The sequence below is a fragment of the Rhodoferax sp. SPJ4 genome (genome assembly GCF_058216275.1).
This window is the reverse complement of the sequence record NZ_JBYZMN010000001.1, coordinates 1,017,316-1,034,983: the sequence shown is the minus strand read 5'-3', so window position 1 is coordinate 1,034,983 and position 17,668 is coordinate 1,017,316. Positions and strand designations below refer to the sequence as shown.

At 68.7% G+C, this 17,668-nt stretch carries 13 protein-coding genes and 1 riboswitch; of the genes, 6 read left to right on the top strand and 7 right to left on the bottom strand.

Annotation, left to right across the window (positions count from 1 at the left end; genetic code table 11):
• Positions 1-58 precede the first annotated feature (58 nt).
• The gene (locus tag AC4BAR_RS05115) at positions 59-3,784 is read right to left on the bottom strand and encodes a DUF748 domain-containing protein (RefSeq protein WP_490626722.1); all 3,726 of its coding nucleotides are present in this window, start codon (positions 3,782-3,784) and stop codon (positions 59-61) included.
• Positions 3,785-4,430: 646 nt separating this feature from the next.
• Between AC4BAR_RS05115 and AC4BAR_RS05110 the strand changes: the two genes are divergently transcribed.
• From AC4BAR_RS05110 to nrdR, 3 genes are all read left to right on the top strand, one after another.
• Positions 4,431-5,384 (top strand): lytic transglycosylase domain-containing protein, encoded by a 954-nt coding sequence (locus AC4BAR_RS05110; protein WP_490626721.1) that lies wholly within the window; start codon positions 4,431-4,433, stop codon positions 5,382-5,384.
• Between the two features lie 51 nt (positions 5,385-5,435).
• Positions 5,436-5,569: riboswitch (ZMP/ZTP riboswitch) on the top strand.
• Between the two features lie 37 nt (positions 5,570-5,606).
• Positions 5,607-6,851 (top strand): serine hydroxymethyltransferase, encoded by a 1,245-nt coding sequence (gene glyA, locus AC4BAR_RS05105; RefSeq protein ID WP_490626720.1) that lies wholly within the window; start codon positions 5,607-5,609, stop codon positions 6,849-6,851.
• Positions 6,852-6,859: 8 nt separating this feature from the next.
• Positions 6,860-7,309 carry a transcriptional regulator NrdR gene (gene nrdR / locus AC4BAR_RS05100; RefSeq protein ID WP_490626719.1) on the top strand — a complete coding sequence of 150 codons (450 nt, stop codon included), beginning with the start codon at positions 6,860-6,862 and terminating at the stop codon, positions 7,307-7,309.
• A gap of 15 nt (positions 7,310-7,324) precedes the next feature.
• Here the strand turns inward: nrdR and AC4BAR_RS05095 are convergent, their stop codons facing one another.
• The 6 genes from AC4BAR_RS05095 to pilV are packed head-to-tail and all read right to left on the bottom strand — an operon-like array spanning position 7,325 to position 14,656.
• The gene (locus AC4BAR_RS05095; protein WP_490626718.1) at positions 7,325-7,960 is read right to left on the bottom strand and encodes a GspH/FimT family pseudopilin; all 636 of its coding nucleotides are present in this window, start codon (positions 7,958-7,960) and stop codon (positions 7,325-7,327) included.
• Positions 7,957-8,400, bottom strand: a complete 444-nt coding sequence (locus AC4BAR_RS05090; RefSeq protein WP_490626717.1) for a type IV pilin protein — start codon at positions 8,398-8,400, stop codon at positions 7,957-7,959. Before AC4BAR_RS05090 ends, AC4BAR_RS05095 begins: the two co-directional genes overlap by 4 nt.
• A gap of 14 nt (positions 8,401-8,414) precedes the next feature.
• Positions 8,415-12,467: a pilus assembly protein gene (locus tag AC4BAR_RS05085; protein WP_490626716.1), complete on the bottom strand. Its 4,053-nt coding sequence runs from the start codon at positions 12,465-12,467 to the stop codon at positions 8,415-8,417.
• Position 12,468: 1 nt separating this feature from the next.
• Complete coding sequence (locus AC4BAR_RS05080; RefSeq protein ID WP_490626715.1) at positions 12,469-13,137, bottom strand: pilus assembly PilX family protein; 669 nt, start codon at positions 13,135-13,137, stop codon at positions 12,469-12,471.
• 20 nt (positions 13,138-13,157) lie between these two features.
• Positions 13,158-14,072, bottom strand: a complete 915-nt coding sequence (locus AC4BAR_RS05075; RefSeq protein WP_490626714.1) for a PilW family protein — start codon at positions 14,070-14,072, stop codon at positions 13,158-13,160.
• Positions 14,069-14,656 carry a type IV pilus modification protein PilV gene (pilV, locus tag AC4BAR_RS05070; protein ID WP_490626713.1) on the bottom strand — a complete coding sequence of 196 codons (588 nt, stop codon included), beginning with the start codon at positions 14,654-14,656 and terminating at the stop codon, positions 14,069-14,071. The genes AC4BAR_RS05075 and pilV overlap by 4 nt, the downstream gene beginning before the upstream one ends.
• Positions 14,657-14,759: 103 nt before the next feature.
• Between pilV and ribD the strand changes: the two genes are divergently transcribed.
• Genes ribD through ribBA form a run of 3 tightly spaced genes read left to right on the top strand, consistent with a single transcriptional unit; the run spans position 14,760 to position 17,655 of the window.
• Positions 14,760-15,878: a bifunctional diaminohydroxyphosphoribosylaminopyrimidine deaminase/5-amino-6-(5-phosphoribosylamino)uracil reductase RibD gene (gene ribD / locus AC4BAR_RS05065; protein ID WP_490626712.1), complete on the top strand. Its 1,119-nt coding sequence runs from the start codon at positions 14,760-14,762 to the stop codon at positions 15,876-15,878.
• A gap of 44 nt (positions 15,879-15,922) precedes the next feature.
• Entirely contained in the window at positions 15,923-16,543 is a 621-nt protein-coding gene (locus AC4BAR_RS05060) for a riboflavin synthase (RefSeq protein WP_490626711.1), read from the top strand.
• The gene (ribBA, locus tag AC4BAR_RS05055) at positions 16,540-17,655 is read left to right on the top strand and encodes a bifunctional 3,4-dihydroxy-2-butanone-4-phosphate synthase/GTP cyclohydrolase II (RefSeq protein ID WP_490626710.1); all 1,116 of its coding nucleotides are present in this window, start codon (positions 16,540-16,542) and stop codon (positions 17,653-17,655) included. Before AC4BAR_RS05060 ends, ribBA begins: the two co-directional genes overlap by 4 nt.
• Positions 17,656-17,668 lie beyond the last annotated feature (13 nt).

Below are 17,668 nucleotides of genomic sequence, written 5' to 3'. Positions count from 1 at the left end.
GGTATTGTCGCCGCAGTCGCCCCTGGCCGTGCGCCGTGAGCAGCGCAAAGGCCGGGGGTCAGCGCATCTCCAGGGCCAGGTCGGCGCGCGGCTTGAAGCCGGCCTCGGCCGGCAGCACCCGGGCAGCACCCAGAAACAGACGCTCGCTGGGCAGCTGCTTGCCGATCAGGTAGTCGCGCACCACCAGGCTGCGCTGCTGCGCCAGCTCGCGCATCGCGTCGTCAGTGACCGGGGTGTTGGCCAGCAGCAGCGCCTCCATCTCGGCCGGCGGCAGGTCTTTGGCCAGCCCGACCAGGTTGCGGGGCTTGGGGAAATCCGCCCGCCCGTACACCGCCTTCAGCAGGGCCGGGGTCTCCGTCGCGTTGACGGTGTTCACCGTCTGCGGGTTGCCACCGGCCGAAATGGTGGCGCGGCGCTTCTCGGCCAGCAGCATCTGGTACAGGCGCTCGCGGCGCAGGCCGTCGCGCTCCGCCGCCAGGCTGGCCGTGCCGGTCACGGTGAGCTTGAGGGCCTGGCGCTCGGTCAGGGCCTTGGCCACCTTGTCCAAGCCGGCCCGGGCGTCACTGGACAACAAGGCACTGCCGGGCAGGAAAGCGACCACGCCCAGCTCGTCGCCGCCGCCGCCCAAGGCGCTGGCCAGCAGGCTGAAGGGCGAGGTGACCGCCTTGACGATCAGGTTGACGATGAGCTTGAAGACGATGGGGCCGATGCTGAACTGCGGGTCGTTCAGCGAGCCGCTGATGGGCAGGTTGATGTCGATCACGCCGTTGCGGTCGGCCAGAAGGGCCACAGCCAGCTTGACCGGCAGGCTGTTGGGTGCCCCCTCCACCTTGTCGCCAAAGCTGAGCTGGTTGAGCACGAACTTGTTGCTGGCGGTCAGCAGGCCGTTGGGCTGGACGGCGTAGTTCACATCCAGACTGAGCTTGCCGCGCTCGATGCCGTAGCCGGCGTACTTGACCGCGTAAGGCGACAGCGGCGGCAGCTCCAGGTCCCGCACCTTGCCGGTGATGTCCAGCGCCAGCGGTTTGACCAGCGGGTTGAGCTTGCCGGTGACGTCCAGCGAGGCCGTGCCCTCGGCCCGGCCCTTCAACTCCAGGTCGGCCAGTTGCAAGGGCTCGCCCGGGGCGGCGGCTTGCGACGAGAACGCACTGAGCTTGCCGGTCAGCTCGGTCAGGTTGGCCGAGTAGTTGGGTTTGATGAAGCGGTCGGAGAAATACACCTCGCCGTTGACCAGGCTCACCGGGCCGACCCGGATCACCGGCTCGGGGCCGGCAGCGGTGGCACCCCCCGCCGCGCTGGCCGCCTGGGCCGGCGGCGCGGTAGGGGCCGACGCCGCAGCCACCGGGGCCGCAGGCGCCTCGGCCGACCGGCTCAGGTCTTGCAGGTTGATGCGGCCGGTTTCGTTGACCACGATGCGGGCGAAGAAATCGCTCAAGGCAGTTTCTGCCACGCTCACGCTGGTGGCGGTGCCAGGGGCCAGCGCCAGGTCCAGGCCGCGCACAGCCAGCGTTTTCCAGCGCAGGATGTCCTCGTTCTGCTGCAACCCCTTGTCGCTGGCCGCGCCGGGTGGCGGGGCACCGATGGCCCGCAACTCGTCCAGCGCCACATCGCCGCTGAGCTTGACGCTGGGCCCGGCAGCCGCGTCGGCGTAGCGCACCTGGCCCTTGAAGCTGGCGTCGGCGCGCAGCAACTCGATGTTCAGCGCATCACCGAAATAAGGCTCGAAAGCCTGCAGCGGCAGGCGCTGGGCCAGCACCGTGGCCTGCACCGCCAGCGGCGCCATCACCAGACTGCCTTTGACGTCGATCAGGCCGGCCTCGCTGCGTGGGCTCGCACCGATGCGCGCGGACAGCGCGATGGGTGCGGGTTTCTTGCCGTCGGGCGAGAAGTTTTTCAGCGACAGCCGCAGCGCCGACACGTCAAACGCCACCGGCTTGCGGCCGGCGTTGTCCTGGAAGTTCACCAGGCCGCCGTCAACCGACAAGTCCCCCACCACCACCGCCCAGGGTTTGGCGGCCGGGCTGGCCGCGCGGGGCGGCCCGGCCGGGCTGGCCTTGGCCGGTTTGAGCCAACGCTCCACCATCCAGTGACCCTGGGCATCGCGGGCCACCGCCGCCCGGGGCTGGGTCAGGCTGACTTGTCCCAGGCTGAGCGACTGGCCGGCCAGGTCGATGCGGCTGTCGGCCAGCGACAGCTTTTTGGCACTGGCCAGCGGGGTTTTGCCCTCCGTCAGCGCGAGCTCGGTCAATGCCAGCTGGGGCAGCAGCACGGTCAATTGCTGGGCCGCCCATTGCAGCTGCAGATCGGCCGTCAGCGTGCCGCTGAGCTGCGGCGTCAGAAACGCCGCCAGGTAGGGCTTGGCCTGGGCCAGTGGCCAGGCCGCCAGCGACACCGTCGCGGTGGCGGCATCGGCCGTGCCGCTGCCCGAAAACTTCAGGCTGGCCTTGTCCAGCGCGGCAGAGCCGGTGACGGTGGCGGGCTGGGTCAGTGGCCAGGCGATGGCCTTGGCCTGCAGCGCCAGCTCGGTCAGCGGCAGGCGGGCAGCCGGTTGTGTGCTGTCGTCGGCCCACAGCACCGCCCCGCGCTGCACGGTGAACTCGGCCACCTGCAACTGCCAGTCGGTGGCGGCCGGCACGGGTGACTTGGCACCGGAGGCGGCACTGGCCGACGCGGAAGCGGTCTTTTGGGGCTGCTTCTGTGTCTTAACCTTTGCCAAATCAGGGGCGGTCGCTCCTTTTTTGGAAGCATCTGCGAGCGGTTTGGCCAACGCATCGAACTGGCCCTGGGCGTCGCGGTGCAGCGTCAGGCGGGGAGCATCCCAGCGAATGGCCGACAGCTTGACCACCCGGGCCAGCGGCTGCACGTCGGCCAGGTCCACCGCCAACGATTGAAAGGTCAGCAGGTCCCGCCCCCGGGCATCACCCACCTTGGCCTGGCTGGCCGAGACCTTGCCAGACAGCTTGACCGCGGTTTGCGGCAATTGCTCGAACGACAGCTTCAGATCGGCGTCGACCACGCCGGCCAACACCGTCACCGGCAGGCCGGCTGGCAAATAGCGCAGGTAAGGCGCCAGGTCCAGCCCGGTGAGCTTGAAAGAGGCGTCGGTTTTGCGGGTCTGGGCAAAGGGCGTGGCCTCGGCGGCCGAGTCAAAGGCACTGCCGTTCAGCGTGAAGGCCAGGTGAGGGGCCACCTTGACATCGCGCTTCGAGTCCAGGTTGCTGAGGAAAGGCACACTGAGGCTCAGATCGCGCACGGTGTGGGTTTTGTCCTTGGGGCCGTCGGCATAGTCCACCGCGCCGCCGCTGAGCGACAGGTTGTACAGCGCAAAGCGCAGCGGGTCGCCACTGGGCGGCGCGCCGGGCGCGGGCTGCAGTTTGGCCAGGATGTCGTCGATGTCGTACTGGCCTGCGGCCCGGTGCGCCAGCCGCAGCCGCGGCGCCTCCACCGTGACCGCGTCCACCACCGGCGCCAGCCGCAGCAGCGACTGCAATTCACCATCTATATAAAGACGCCCAACCTGCAGCTGCGGGGTTTGGACCGGGTCGTCGGTGGCCGCCGCCACCGCCAGGTCACTGACCGTGAGTTCCAGGGTCCAGGGCAGGAAGTCGATGCGGCCGATGGTGACCACACGGCCGAGCGCCTCGCTGGCCATTTTTTGGGCAAAGTGTTTGGCCAGCGGCGGCACCGCCAGCCAGGCCACCAGCCACACCAGGGCCAGCACACCCGCCCCCACCGCGGCACGCCGCACCCATGGCTTGTTTTTGCTTTGTGTCCAGAACGTCATGCGGGGATTTTGCGTGAGAAATGCCGGCCTGCAAGCACCCGCCGCGGCCGGCCATGGCTTTTTCCCAGGGGCAACCCGGAGCGAACCCGCCAAAAGAAAGCCCGGTGGGCGGCCTTCAGCCAATCCACCGGGCTTGGCGGGGAGCGCGAGCGCCTTTCCGCCTGGGGTCGCAGGGTGGAGTTGAACGTCCACCCGTGCGGTGAAAGCAAGAGATTGCTTTCATAAAGTGCCGGGCTTTGGGCCTGGCAGAGCACCTGTCACAGACAGGTGAATGAACGATAGTCGCCGCCCGGTGGCATTGCAAATCGGCGTTTTTATAAAAGCCGGCGGGCTGATTGTGAAAATTGGCTTGACAGCGGCACGCGCAACGGGGTGGGGATGCCACTCTAAGTTAGGCGGCCCAAACAGCCCTCTACCACCATGAAAGTGCATGATTAACGCATTTGATATACTTGACCCGATATTTGAATCCTTTCAAAATCAAAAAACGCTCAAGTTTTTGAGTCCGTTGAGAATTCGCCGCCTGTCCCAGGCCCTGTCGAGTCACTGCAGGCAAAGCAGTAGTTTGATGGCGTACCCACCCAGACGGCGGTCTCCGTTTGCACCTGCTGCAAGCACCGAGACCGCCGCGAGATGAGGAATTGCTATGACCGCTTTCGCACAATTCGCCGATGGCCTGCGGGCCATCACCGCCAACACCGTGAACGCCTTTTTCAAGGTCAGCCACAACGGGTTTGCCCTGATCGGCCTCGCCATGGCCTTCACCGGCATCACCTTGGCCACGCAACCCGAGCTGCGCCAGAGCCTGGAACTGCGTGTCACCGCCTGGTTGCAAGAGCGCCAGTACGACCTGCTGGGCATGGAAGCCCGGCCGGATGCGGTGGAACGCGCCACCGCGCTGGACCCCAAGGCCCTGCCCAAACCGCAGGCCTCGGTGGCCTACTGGCTGAGCCAGAAGTACCGCGTCGCCCCCGAGCCCCTGGGCGCACTGGTGGCCGAGGCCTACCAGATCGGGGTCAAGGTCAAGGTCGAGCCCACGCTGCTGCTGGCCATCATGGCCATCGAGTCGGGTTTCAACCCGTTTGCCCAGAGCCCGGTGGGCGCCCAGGGCTTGATGCAGGTCATGACCCGGGTGCACAGCGACAAATACGACAACTTCGGCGGCGTGCACGCCGCTTTTGACCCGGTCACCAACCTGCGGGTCGGTGCCAAGGTGCTGCAGGACTGCATTGCCCGGGCCGGCTCGGTCGAAGGCGGTCTGCGGCAGTACGTGGGTGCCGGCGCCAACGGCGATGGCGGCTATGTGGCCAAGGTGATGTCCGAATTCGGGCGACTGCAGCAGGTCGCGTCGGGCCGGTCGGTGCCGATTGCGGCACCGCAGCAAGTGGCCGTGGTCGCCCTGCCCGCACCGGCTGCCGCCGCGCAAAGCGTTCATGCGATCGATCCCACCCTGGCGGAGACCGAGCCCAAGGCCGTTCCGGTGGCCCCGGCCCGCCCAGTGGTGGGCGCCCCGGCCAAGCCGGTGGCGGTCAACAAGACCCTGACCCCGCCCAAAGCGCTGCCCCAGGCCGCGCCAGACACCGCCATCGCCGCCTCCTGAGCCACCGCAAAGCCCCGGCTTCTGAGCAGAGGGCAGGCGCTCGGCTACACTTCAGGGGCACGCAACTGGCGATAGGCGCAACACCCGCACGGGCCGTTGGCGCTGACGTGGGGCCACCACTGGGAAGCGTGCCGTCGGCCACCGCCATGCGGGCCGGCGATCAGCCGTTCGCCTGGGCAGCCCTTGTTTCATGCAAGGACCACGTTCTGCAGGACTGCCGTCATGTTTCAACGCAACATTCTCATTGAGCAAACCGATCCCCAGCTGTGGGCCGCCATCCAGGCCGAGCACGCCCGCCAAGAACACCACATCGAGCTGATTGCCAGCGAAAACTACGCCTCGCCGGCCGTCATGGCCGCCCAGGGCACCCAGCTCACCAACAAATACGCCGAAGGCTACCCCGGCAAGCGCTACTACGGTGGTTGCGAGCATGTGGACGTGGCCGAGCAGCTGGCGATCGACCGCGTCAAGCAGTTGTTTGGCGCCGACGCGGCCAACGTGCAGCCGCATTGCGGCGCCTCGGCCAACGAAGCCATCTTCCTCGCCTTCCTGAAGCCCGGTGACACCATCATGGGCATGAGCCTGGCCGAAGGCGGCCACCTCACGCACGGCATGCCGCTGAACATGAGCGGCAAATGGTTCAACGTGGTCAGCTACGGCCTGAACGACAAAGAAGAAATCGACTACGACGCGATGGAGCGCAAGGCCCACGAGTCCAAGCCCAAATTGATCGTGGCCGGCGCCTCGGCCTACAGCCTGCGCATCGACTTCGAGCGCTTTGCCAAGGTGGCCAAGGACGTCGGCGCCATTTTCATGGTCGACATGGCCCACTACGCCGGCCTGATCGCTGCTGGCGTCTACCCCAACCCGGTGCCGTTTGCCGACGTGGTGACCTCCACCACCCACAAAAGCCTGCGCGGCCCGCGCGGCGGCATCATCCTGATGAAGGCCCAGCACGAGAAGGCCGTCAACAGCGCCATCTTCCCCGGCCTGCAGGGCGGCCCGCTGATGCACGTGATCGCCGCCAAGGCCGTGGCCTTCAAGGAAGCGCTGGACCCGTCGTTCAAGGTGTACCAGCAGCAGGTGCTGAAGAACGCCCAAATCGTGGCCGAGACGCTGACCCAGCGTGGCCTGCGCATCGTCAGCGGCCGCACCGAGAGCCACGTGATGCTGGTGGATTTGCGCGCCAAGGGCATCACCGGCAAGGAAGCCGAGGCCGTGTTGGGCAGTGCCCACATGACCATCAACAAGAACGCCATCCCCAACGACCCCGAAAAGCCCATGGTCACCAGCGGCGTGCGCATCGGCACCCCGGCCATGACCACCCGCGGCTTCAAGGACGAGGAAGCGCGTTTGACGGCCAACCTGATCGCCGACGTGCTGGACAACCCCCGCGACGAAGCCAACATCGCCGCGGTGCGTGCCAAGGTCAATGCCTTGACCGCCCGCTTCCCGGTTTACGGCTGAGCCTCCCGATGCGCTGCCCCTTCTGTAGCCACGCGGAAACCCAGGTGGTCGAGACGCGGGTGGCGGAAGACGGTGACTTCATTCGCAGGCGGCGCCAGTGCGGCGCCTGCGACAAGCGCTTCACCACCTACGAGCGGCCGGAAGTCAACTTTCCGGCCATCGTCAAAAAAGACGGCCGGCGCATCGACTACGAGCGCGTCAAGCTGCTGGCCTCGATGAACCTGGCGCTGCGCAAGCGGCCGGTCAGCACCGAGCAGGTCGACGGCGCCATCGAGCGCATCGAAGAAAAGCTGCTCAACCTGGGGCTGCGCGAGATCGCCTCCAGCCGGCTGGGCGAGCTGGTGATGCGCGAGCTGAAAAAGCTCGACAAGGTGGCCTACGTGCGCTTTGCCTCGGTGTACCGCAGCTTCGAGGACATCGACGAGTTCCGCACGCTGGTCGACGAGGTCAGCAAGTAGCCTCTGGCCGGGCGGTCAGCCAGTGCTGCAAGGCGTGGCACCGCTGCCAGCCCCCGGGTCGCAAAGGCGGGGCCGTCCCACCCGGCTGACGATGATGGCCCGCTCCCGCGGCACCATGCCATTGCTGGCCAGGGTTGTCAGCCACAGGCTGCCGTTGGGCGTGGTCGCACCGGCCTCGCGGCCCGGGTAGACCTTGGCAAAACCCAGCGGGCTGTACGAAAAATACGGTTTGGCAATGGCGAAAGGCCCCGAGGTCTTGCCGCTGCCGCTGACCACTGCCACCAGGCCACGCAAATCCGGCTGGGCCGCACAGCCAACCAGGGTGGCGCTGCCGCTGTACTGGCCCGAGTTGTCGTTGTCGACAAACACACACCAACCGTCGAGCCAGCTGAAGCGGGTGGCGGACGGGCCCTGGATTTCCTGCCAGGGCACCACCAGCACCGGCTTGCCCAGGCGCATGGCCTCCGACCGGGCCTGCAGCAGGGTGGACAGGAAATCGCTGGCCGCGGTGCTCAGCCGCTGGTTCAGCACCCAACTGCGGTAAGACGGCACGGCCAGCCGGATCAGCACCACCAGAATGGCCACCACAACCATCAACTCCACCAACGTGACCCCACGCCGACGGCCCCGCAGGTGAGACGGCGCCCTCATTTCCAGCATTTCTCCGGGTGGCTGCCCGAGCAGCCCTTCGCGCCGTCGCTTCGCAGGTGGATCGCCCCCACCTCGGTGTCGGTGTGCTGGGGGCTGCCGGTCACCGTCACACACACCGACAAAGCCAGCGCGCCGCTGCAGGGCCCGGCCGAGAGGGTGCAGGCGCTGCCGGCGGGCGTGTCACCGGAAAAGGTTTTCAGGTTCACCGCGGCGCTGCTGGCATAGGCCAGGTAGCTGTTGTGCTGGGTGTAGTGGCGCTCCTGCTGTTGCATGGCCTGCATCACCGCGCTGCGGCATTCGATGCGCTTGGCCCGCAGCACATGGCCCACATAGCTCGGGTAGGCCAGCTGGGCCAGCAAGGCCACCACTGCCACGGTGACCATCACCTCGACCAGCGTGAATCCACAGGGCTTCATGGCGGTGGTCAAGGGGTGGGACATGGTGGGGCTGAAGGCTATTGGAATTGGCTGATCTCGCGCCAGCTCATCCGCCCGCCCAGCTTGCTGACCGGGGTCCGGGTCAGCACCACGCCGCCGGCACCGGCGCTGACGGTGGTGACGGTGTCCGTGACCACATACCGTCCGGTGGCATCGCGGCTGGACCAGGCGGCCGTGCCCTCCATCAGCCCCACCGCAGCGCCCACATGGCCCAGCCCACCGTCGCCCGCGGCGCGGGTCAGCACCGTGGTGGCCAGCGACTGGCCCGACAGCGGGTTCAGCCGGTAGGTGTTGAAACGGCCCGTGGCCGCGCAGAGGTCGCCGCCGGGAAGGCTGGAATTCAGTGCCACCACCCCACCCAGGGCACTGGGATCGACCGTCAGGCGCTCTGCGCTGCCAGGGAAATCGGCATACCACCCACGGGCCTCGGCGGTGGACCGGCCGTAGTGGAAATCCGCCCCGCTGAGCGTGGCGGCCAGCCCCGCCGATACGGCCGGTGTGATGCGGCGGGCCACCAGGCCGTTCACGCCGGCCGTGCCGCTGCCGCTGGCGGCCCGCCTCAGTGTCTGGCCGTCGGCAGCGTCCCAGACGCCGTAGAGGCTTTGCGCGCCCGTGACCCAGGCGTCGCGGGACTCCAGCCACTGGCCGGTGCCAAACACCAGCTGGTGGCCGCCCTGCGGGTGCGGGCCGACCCAGGGTGCGACGGTGATGGGCTGGCGGCCGCCACCGCTGTCGGTGGCGACAAACAGCACCGAAGCCACCGCAGAACCGGTCCAGTTGGTAGACGGGCTGGACAGGTCGAACTTCCACAGGTTGCCTTGCAAATCGCCGGCGTAGGCGGCCAGGGCATTGCCCTTGGGGCCCAGCGCAATGCCGGGCATGGCCAGGCCCTTGGCCGCGGTGGGGGAGGTGAACGTGCTGTCGTTGGCAATCAACTTGAAGTAGTTGCCGTTCAGCACCCAGGCCTCGGTGGGTGATTTTTCCAGCGACAGCAGGAACAGCACCTGCCGGCCGGTGTCGCTGGCGTGGCTGTCGCTGGCGTAGTTGTTGTAGCCCGACGAGGCCAGCACAAACCACCGGAGCGCCGGTGCCGTGGCCGCCGCGCCGGCGGTGGCCAGCTGCACGATGCGGGGCGCCGCCACCAGGTTGCCCATGTCGGGGTCGTCGGCGTCGGTGAACTCCCACAGCACATGGGCCGCGCCAAAACGGTCGGGCTCTGTCACGTCCAGCGCGTACAGCCCTTGCGCGCCGCCACCCATGCCACCGGCCAGCACCGTGGCCCAGCCCACGGCACCGGTGCTGGGGCGGTGCACCCTGGCCTCGTCCACCGTCAGGCCGCCATCGACCAACGCGGTTTTCACGTAGGCCGGGTCGGTCAGCCGGTTGAGCTTGCCGGACACGGCCCGCGGCACATAGGCAAACAGCTCGCGGCCGTTGGTGGCATCCGACGCGTCGTCGGCGGCACGAAAGGCGTGCAGCATGCCGTCGTTGGCGCCGACGTAGAGCGTGGGCACGCGGGCGCTGTGGGCGGCCATGAACGCCGCGTAGCCGGTGTCGCTCACCAAGGGACTGGGCGGCCCCTTGAGCCGCAGGGAGGCCGGGGCCATGTCGCCCAGCACGCTGGTGCGCGGCCGGAACAGGTTGGCCTCCTGGCTGCGATCCCCGCGCAGGTAGTTCAGCCGCTGCTGCCCCAGGGTGTCGGACTCCACCACGCCGGTGGCCGGGTGGGTTTTCAGCGCGGTCTGCACCGCCGCATCGAGGTGGTCCCAGGCAAAGGCCACACCGGCCGAGGCGCTGCGGCTGTGGGTGAAGATCTTGCGGTTGGCAGCGGTGGGCACCGGCGCCAGAGTGGGGGTGTGGGGCTGGAGGCCGGTCAGGATCTGGCCTGCATCCCAGGTGGGCAGGGTGCTGGCCTCGGTCTGCTGGGTGTCGGTGTTGTGGCGGAGCTCGTTGCGCACCACCGTGCCAGAGGCCTCGGCCAGGTTGGAGAAGGTCCGGTACACCGCCGCGCTGCTGTGGCTGGCGTTCAAGCGGGGGGCGCTGACGGCCACCCCCGCCGCCAGGCCATTGGCCTGGCTGGCGGCGGCAAACACCTTTTGGATGGCCATCAGCAAGCGCTCGGGCTGGCCCACCAGGGCATAGCCACTGGGGGCAGTGGACGCATCGGCGGCCAGCCACTCGCGGTCGGTGGCGCTCAGTCCCCCAACCAGGTGGGCCTGGAAGGGGTTGCCCTCGCCGCTGTGGAAACGGCCATCGGCGCCCGCATCGGCAAAGCCGCCGTACTTGCCAGTCAGGTAGAGCGCGCGTGAACGCACCAGGCTGCCGTTGCCACCCTCGTCGGCATCGAGCACCCAGGTGCGAACCCGGGCCTGTGGCCTGTCGGGCCGGATGGCCTGGGTGTTGGCCCAATAGGCCAGGCCCGCCTGCAGGTAGCTGGCACCGTCACCGAAGGTGCTGCTTTCCAGCGCGTTGTAGGGCGACCCGCTCTGCACGCCGGTGGCGCCGGCGCTGGCGTTGCCATTGGCCGCGCGCGTCACGCCCTGGGCATCGGTGTAGCTCACCGTGCCGTTGGTTTCGAAACTCGACACCACCCGGGTCCAGGTGTCGGCGTTCAGCGTGACACTCTGGCCGCCCACCGTCCAGGTGTCGGCCGCCCGGCTTTGGCCGCCGATGCGGCTGCCCGGCAAGGCAGCGTCCCTGGACGGGTTGGCACCCCCGACCAGCACCGCGTGGTTGCGCTGGCAGCCGGTCTGCATCGGGTCGGTCCAGGCGGTGTAGGCCGGGTAACCGCCCAGCAGGCTGGGTGTGAGGTCGGCCACCGCGTCGGCCGAGGGCCCGGTCTGGCCCTGGAAATAGCGGATGGCCTCGTAGAGCAACTCACCCACCGGCTGGCGCCGCTTATAGAGGTCGGGGTCGGCCGTCAGTCGCCCGAGCCGGTTGATGTAGTGGATCACCCCGCTGTGGGGCTGGCCCGCCTCGCTGGCGGTGTCCAGGGGCTTGGCGACCAGCACCCCGGTGGTGGCATCCCATTCGCTGTGCGCGTTGGCCGACACCGCGCCGCTGACCGAGGTCAGCCGGGGCCCGGTGAACTTCATCGGTGCCCGCAGCACCCCGCCGTGCCGGCTGCCCTCGCCCGCGGTCTGCCAGTCGGCCGCATCGTTGAGGTAGGCAAACACCGCCAGGCGCAGCCGGTCGGCGTGTTTCTGGACCGCGCCCACCGGCTTGTGCTGGCCATTGGCCTGCTTCTGGCACAGTTCGGGCCGGCGCGGGCCTTCGGTGGGGCTGCACACCAGCACCCTGGCTTTGAAGCGGCCGGTGACCGTGGTGGACGGCGACAGCGTGCTGGCCACCGCGAGGTTGGCATTGGCCCCGGGTGCGGCACAGCTGCCCGTGTCGGTGTCACCAAAGTAAATCTCGTCCTTGCAGGCCTTTACCACCACCGGTGTGCGGTTGTCGAAGGGCGTGACCCGTGGCGTCAGCGGGCTGCCGGCCGGCAGCACGAATTTTTCCCACAGCCTGGCGCCGGTGTCGTAGCCGCTGTCGCCGTCATAAAAATTGGTGTTGCGGGCCCCGCTGGTGTCGGACGGCAACACGGCCCGCTGCAGCACCGTGCGAGGGGTGGCCGCGTCGGCTGGTGCTTCATCGATGACGCGGTCACCACCGGTCAGGCCCAGCCGCAGGATGTCCAGCCAGGCGGTGTTGACGAAATTCAGGAAGTTGCCGCTGAAGCCCTGCCCGGTGCCCGGCAGGTTGCAGGCATGCTCGGCGTCGGTGTCGCCGCTGGGCTCGAAGTAACCGTCGCTGGACGTCCCGTGGTAGCCATAGCAGCTGTTCGCATGGTGGTAGCCCAGGTAGGTGGTGGCCGGGTCGTAGCCGGCCGAACGGTTGCGGTAGGCCGCGCCGGCGCTGGTGAAGTCCAGTGCCAGCAGCAGTGCCAGGTTGGACACCTCGGTGCCATTCGGCTGCGGCCCACCCTGCAGGTCCAGCGTGACCCGGCTCGATTGCGCCACCGAACCGGTGACCAGACACACCCAGCAGACCAGGGCCGGCCACGCCACCAGGCCCCGCATGTCAGCAGCCCGAACCCGGCCGGTGGGCCGGCTTGTAGACCAGGGTCTGCAACAGCACCTGGGTCTCCGGACGGCTGCCAAAGCCCATGGCGGTGACCAGGTAGGCGTCGTCGGTGCCCACCGGCACCCGGGCAGGCCCCAGCACGGTGGCCGTGACCCGCTCCACGGTGTAACGCGGCAGCTTGGCCGGCAGCCCGCTGCGGCCGGACGGCAGGCTTCGGCCGGTGAACTGCCCGTACTGCACGGTCTGGTTGGCCGCCGCCGTGCCGACATCGGCCAGGTAGCGGGCCTTGACATCGCGCCAGGCCTCGCCCGGCAAGCCCAGGGCGGTGCACAGGCCGACCTGTTGGCCCTGGCCACAGCCGGGCACAAAGTCCAGGGCGCTCGGGGCAATGGAGGCCACCGACCGGGGCAGGAAGCCGCAGGTGCGGCTGGCCGGATGGGTGTTGGGCCCCAGGGTGTCGAGTTCGGCATCGAGCAGGGCCGCCTCGGCGCTCTGGAAAGCGATCTGCCGGTCCTGGTCATTGCGGGCAGAACGCTCGCCGTGCAGCGACAACCGGACCGACAACAGCCCCACGGTGAACACCACCGACAACACCACCATCACGACCACCAGGCTGGCACCGCGCGCCGCCTTCCACCCCGCGGACACGCTGGGCCGAGCAGGCAAGCGGGGGCCGGCAGCGGTGGTCACAACGGGTTGCGCAGGCTGACGGTGAAGGTCACCACGCGCCGCAAGCGGCCGTCGTTGCCCACGCTGAATGTGGCGCCCGGGTCGGTCGCCGCGGCCAGCGTGAACAGCCCGCCCAGCGGCTGGTGGGTGGCGGTGGTGTCGGCCACCGCCACACGCTGGGGCGAACGCAGCACCAGACCCACCCGCACCACACGCACCGCCGACCAGGCCAGCACCGGGTTGGGGTGAAGCGCGTCGACCTGCTGGGCCGTCAGCCACTGGTCGGCCACCGTGTCGCCGTTGGTGTCGGTGCCGTACAGCAGTTGTAAGACCTCCACCCCACGCACCATCACCTCGCTGGCGAAACCACCGGCGCTGGTTTGGTACTTGCAGCGCAACTCGGGCTCGCTGGTGGCGGAAGTCCGGCGCACATCGAACACGCTGTAAGCCCGGTCGTTTGCCACCGTGGTGGCGGCCTGCGGGCGGCCCAGACAGTCCACCATGCTGCCATCGGCACCCATGGCGTTGCTGGCGCCCTGAAAGCGCACCACCAGGGTGTCGCTGTGGTTGACACGGTTGCTGGCGCGGTCATGCTGGCCATGGTCCAGGTCGCTCCCGGTGGCCGAGTTGTTGTGGCCACGCAGGTCGGGCTCGCCGTCGATGGACCCAGCGGCCAGACCCTCGCGAACCAGGCTTTGCTTCAGCGGGTCGGGCGTCCATTGGTAATTCTGGTAGCCGGCCTGCTGCAGGCTCTTGGTCAGGACCTCGGTGAGAAAACGCCCACTGTCCTGCAGCTGGACCATGGCCTCCTGGGTGTCGCGGCTGCGGCCTACTCCGAGGTACAGCGACATGGCGGCAATGACGGTGGTGCTGGCCACCACCACCGCCACCAGCAGCTCCACCAGGGTCAGCCCGGCCTGCCGCGCCGTCACTCGGCCGCCCCCATGACACCGACCAGCACCAGCTGCGGCCGCGCGGCCAACGCCGTCAGCGCCAGCCCGCCACGCTCCTCCAGGTCACGCCGGTCGGTCCAGCCGAGCTTGATGGCCAGCCCCTCGCCGCCGCCGTCGCAGGCCCAGCGGGCCTGGCCATCGGCCTCTCGCGGGCTGGCGTCATGGCAGGTCACGGCCCGGCCCGCCGGCAGCTGCGCTTTCACCCGGGCCACCCAGTCCGCCACCTGCAGCGCCGCCATCTGCGCGCCGTTGCAGGCCGTGACCCGGCAATCCACCGCCGGCAGGCCGACGTAGCTCGCCGGGTCGTCGGAGTCGAACAGATAGGGATTGCTCACCATGCCAGCGGCCCCGGGGTTGGCCCGCACCAGTTCACCAAAGTCCCGGGCCAGCGTGGTGGCGGCAGAGGCATGGGCCGACAGCTGGTTGCTGCGCTGGCTGGCCAGTTGCAGGCTGCCCATGGCCAGCAGGCCGAGGGCCAGCAGTGCGATGGCCACCATCACCTCGATCAGCGAGAATCCGCGCAGCGGTTGCCTTGTCGCCCGGAAAGATGCCTTTGTACCCATTGCCAAAGCCTAGAAAAATGCCCGCCCTTCACGCAAGCAGCGCCCGCGTCAGCGGTCCATCGGGATCGACAGGCGGTGCCGCGCCAAACCACGGCCCGCGCCAATGAGCGGCACCGACAACGCCCTGCCCTGGGCCATGGCCGAGGCCTTGGAACAGGCCTGTCAGGCGCGTCTTTTGTGCCCGCCCAACCCGGCCGTGGGCGCGCTGCTGGTGGGGGCCGATGGCCAGGTGCTGGGCCGTGGCCACACCCAGCGTCGGGGCGAGGCCCATGCCGAAATCATGGCCTTGCGCGACGCCGCGACCCAAGGTCACAGCCCACGGGGCGCGACGCTGTACGTGACGCTGGAGCCCTGCGCCCACCACGGCCGCACCCCACCCTGCTGCGACGCGGTGGTGGCCGCTGGCGTGGCCCGGGTGGTGGCGGCGATGGCCGACCCCAATCCGCTGGTGGCCGGCCAGGGCCTGGCGCGATTGCAAGCCGCTGGCATCGCGGTGGAAGTGGGCCCGGGCGCGGCCGAGGCCCGCGAACTGAACATCGGGTTTTTCTCGCGCATGGTGCGCGGCCTGCCCTGGGTGCGGATGAAGTTGGCAGCCTCGCTGGACGGCACCACCGCGCTGGCCAACGGCGTCAGCCAGTGGATCACCGCCGAGCCGGCGCGCGCCGACGGCCATGCCTGGCGGGCCCGGGCCTGCGCGGTGCTGACCGGTGTGGGCACGGTGCTGGAAGACAACCCCTTGCTCGATGTGCGGCTGCACCCCACACCGCGCCAGCCCGACCTGGTGATGGTCGACAGCCGGCTGGAAACCCCGCCCGACGCCCGGCTGTTCGGCCCGGCACGCCGGGTGCTGATTTACGCCGCCGTGCCCGACGCGGCCCGCCAGCAGGCGCTGGAGGCCCGAGGTGCCACTGTGGTCTACCGGCCGGGTGCCAACGACAAGGTCGACCTGGCCGCCCTGCTGCGCGACCTGGCGGCGCGCGAGGTCAATGAACTGCATGTGGAAGCCGGCCACAAACTCAATGGCTCGCTGCTCAAGGCCGGGCTGGTGGACGAGTTGCTGGTCTACCTGGCGCCCAAGCTGCTGGGCCCCGGCCTGGGCCTGGCCGCCCTGCCCGCCTTGAACACGTTGGACGGCGCCTTGCCGCTGGTTTTCCACTCGGTCGAAACCGTGGGCAGCGACCTGCGGGTGCTGGCCCGGGTGGCTGGGCGCCAGGCTTTTTAGGGCCTCCCCCCGGCCAGGGGCCGGATTCCCTGCGAAAATGCCGCATGTTCACCGGAATCATCACCGGCGTGGGGCGCATCGCCGCCGTCCACGACCTTGGAAGCTCTTCACAACACGGCAAACGCCTGACCATCGTCACACCGGCGGGTTACCTGGACGACGTCGGCCTGGGCGACAGCATCGCGCTCAACGGCGCCTGCATGACGGTCACCTCGCTGGACCTGCCGCAATCGCAGTTCACCGTGGACATCTCGGCCGAGTCGCTGGACAAAACCACCGGCCTGGCCCAGACCGCCCGCATCAACCTCGAAAAAGCCCTGCGCGCCCACGACCGGCTGGGTGGCCACATCGTCTCCGGCCATGTGGACGGCATCGGCCAGGTGGCCTTTTTCGCGCCGCTGGGCGAGAGCTGGGAACTCCGCATCCTGGCGCCCACCGCGCTGGGCAAGTACCTGGCCTACAAGGGCTCCATCACCGTCAACGGCGTCAGCCTCACCGTCAACCGTATCGCCGACAGTGCCCAGGGCACCGAGGTCAGCATCAACCTGATTCCCCACACGGTGGAAAACACCGCGCTGGGCGAATTGAAGGCGGGCAGCCAGGTCAACCTCGAGATTGACCTGATCGCACGCTACGTCGAACGCATGCTCAAGGATTTGAAATGAACACCCCCACCCTGACCGGCATCTCGCCGGTGGAAGAGATCGTGGCCGACATGAAGGCCGGCCGCATGGTGATCCTGGTCGATGAAGAAGACCGCGAGAACGAAGGCGACCTGGTGCTGGCCGCCGAGCATGTCACGCCCGAAGCCATCAACTTCATGGCCCGCTTCGGACGCGGCCTGATCTGTCTGACGCTGACCCGCGAGCGTTGCGAGCTGCTGAAGCTGCCGCCCATGGTGGCGCGCAACGGCACGAAGATGGGCACGGCCTTCACCGTCTCCATCGAGGCCGCCGAAGGCGTGACCACCGGCATCTCGGCCGCCGACCGGGCCCGCACCGTGCAGGCCGCGGTGGCGCCGCAGGCCCTGGCCAGCGATCTGGTGCAGCCCGGCCACATCTTCCCGCTGCAGGCGGTGGACGGCGGCGTGCTGATGCGCGCCGGCCACACCGAGGCCGGCTGCGACCTGGCCGCCATGGCTGGCTGCGCACCGTCGGCGGTGATCTGCGAGATCATGAAGGACGACGGCACCATGGCCCGGCTGCCCGACCTGCAGGTCTTTGCCGCCGAGCATGGCCTGAAAATCGGCACCATCGCCGATTTGATCCAGCACCGCAGCCGCAACGAAACCCTGGTGGAAAAAGTGGGCAGCCGGCCCGTCCACACCGCCTTTGGTGACTTCACCGCCCACGCCTTCACCGACAAGGCCAGCAACTCGGTGCACCTGGCTCTGGTCAAGGGCGAATGGGCCCCCAGCGACGCGGTGGTGGTGCGGGTGCACGAGCCGATGTCGGTGTTCGACGCGCTGGAGGTCGGCCGGCCCATGCACTCCTGGAGCCTGGACGCCAGCCTGCAACGCATCGCCCAGGAGGGCAAGGGCGTGGCCGTGCTGCTGAACTGCGGCGAGTCCACCGAGCAGCTGCTGGCCCAGTTTGCCGGCACCGCCCGCGCCAGCCAGGCGCCCGAGCGCGGCCGGGTGGATTTGCGCACCTATGGCGTGGGCGCGCAAATCCTGCGCGACTGCGGCGTGCAGCGCATGACGCTGCTGGGCAACCCGCGGCGCATGCCCAGCATGGCTGGCTACGGCCTCGAAATCACCGGCTACCTCAGCCACTGAAACCAGGAAACCC

Bases quoted from the DNA above. Each gene is read 5' to 3' on its own strand.
- AC4BAR_RS05115 (WP_490626722.1), bottom strand. From the start codon at position 3,784: ATGACGTTCTGGACACAAAGCAAAAACAAGCCATGGGTGCGGCGTGCC.
- AC4BAR_RS05110 (WP_490626721.1), top strand. From the start codon at position 4,431: ATGACCGCTTTCGCACAATTCGCCGATGGCCTGCGGGCCATCACCGCC.
- glyA (WP_490626720.1), top strand. From the start codon at position 5,607: ATGTTTCAACGCAACATTCTCATTGAGCAAACCGATCCCCAGCTGTGG.
- nrdR (WP_490626719.1), top strand. From the start codon at position 6,860: ATGCGCTGCCCCTTCTGTAGCCACGCGGAAACCCAGGTGGTCGAGACG.
- AC4BAR_RS05095 (WP_490626718.1), bottom strand. From the start codon at position 7,960: ATGAGGGCGCCGTCTCACCTGCGGGGCCGTCGGCGTGGGGTCACGTTG.
- AC4BAR_RS05090 (WP_490626717.1), bottom strand. From the start codon at position 8,400: ATGTCCCACCCCTTGACCACCGCCATGAAGCCCTGTGGATTCACGCTG.
- AC4BAR_RS05085 (WP_490626716.1), bottom strand. From the start codon at position 12,467: ATGCGGGGCCTGGTGGCGTGGCCGGCCCTGGTCTGCTGGGTGTGTCTG.
- pilV (WP_490626713.1), bottom strand. From the start codon at position 14,656: ATGGGTACAAAGGCATCTTTCCGGGCGACAAGGCAACCGCTGCGCGGA.
- ribD (WP_490626712.1), top strand. From the start codon at position 14,760: ATGAGCGGCACCGACAACGCCCTGCCCTGGGCCATGGCCGAGGCCTTG.
- AC4BAR_RS05060 (WP_490626711.1), top strand. From the start codon at position 15,923: ATGTTCACCGGAATCATCACCGGCGTGGGGCGCATCGCCGCCGTCCAC.
- ribBA (WP_490626710.1), top strand. From the start codon at position 16,540: ATGAACACCCCCACCCTGACCGGCATCTCGCCGGTGGAAGAGATCGTG.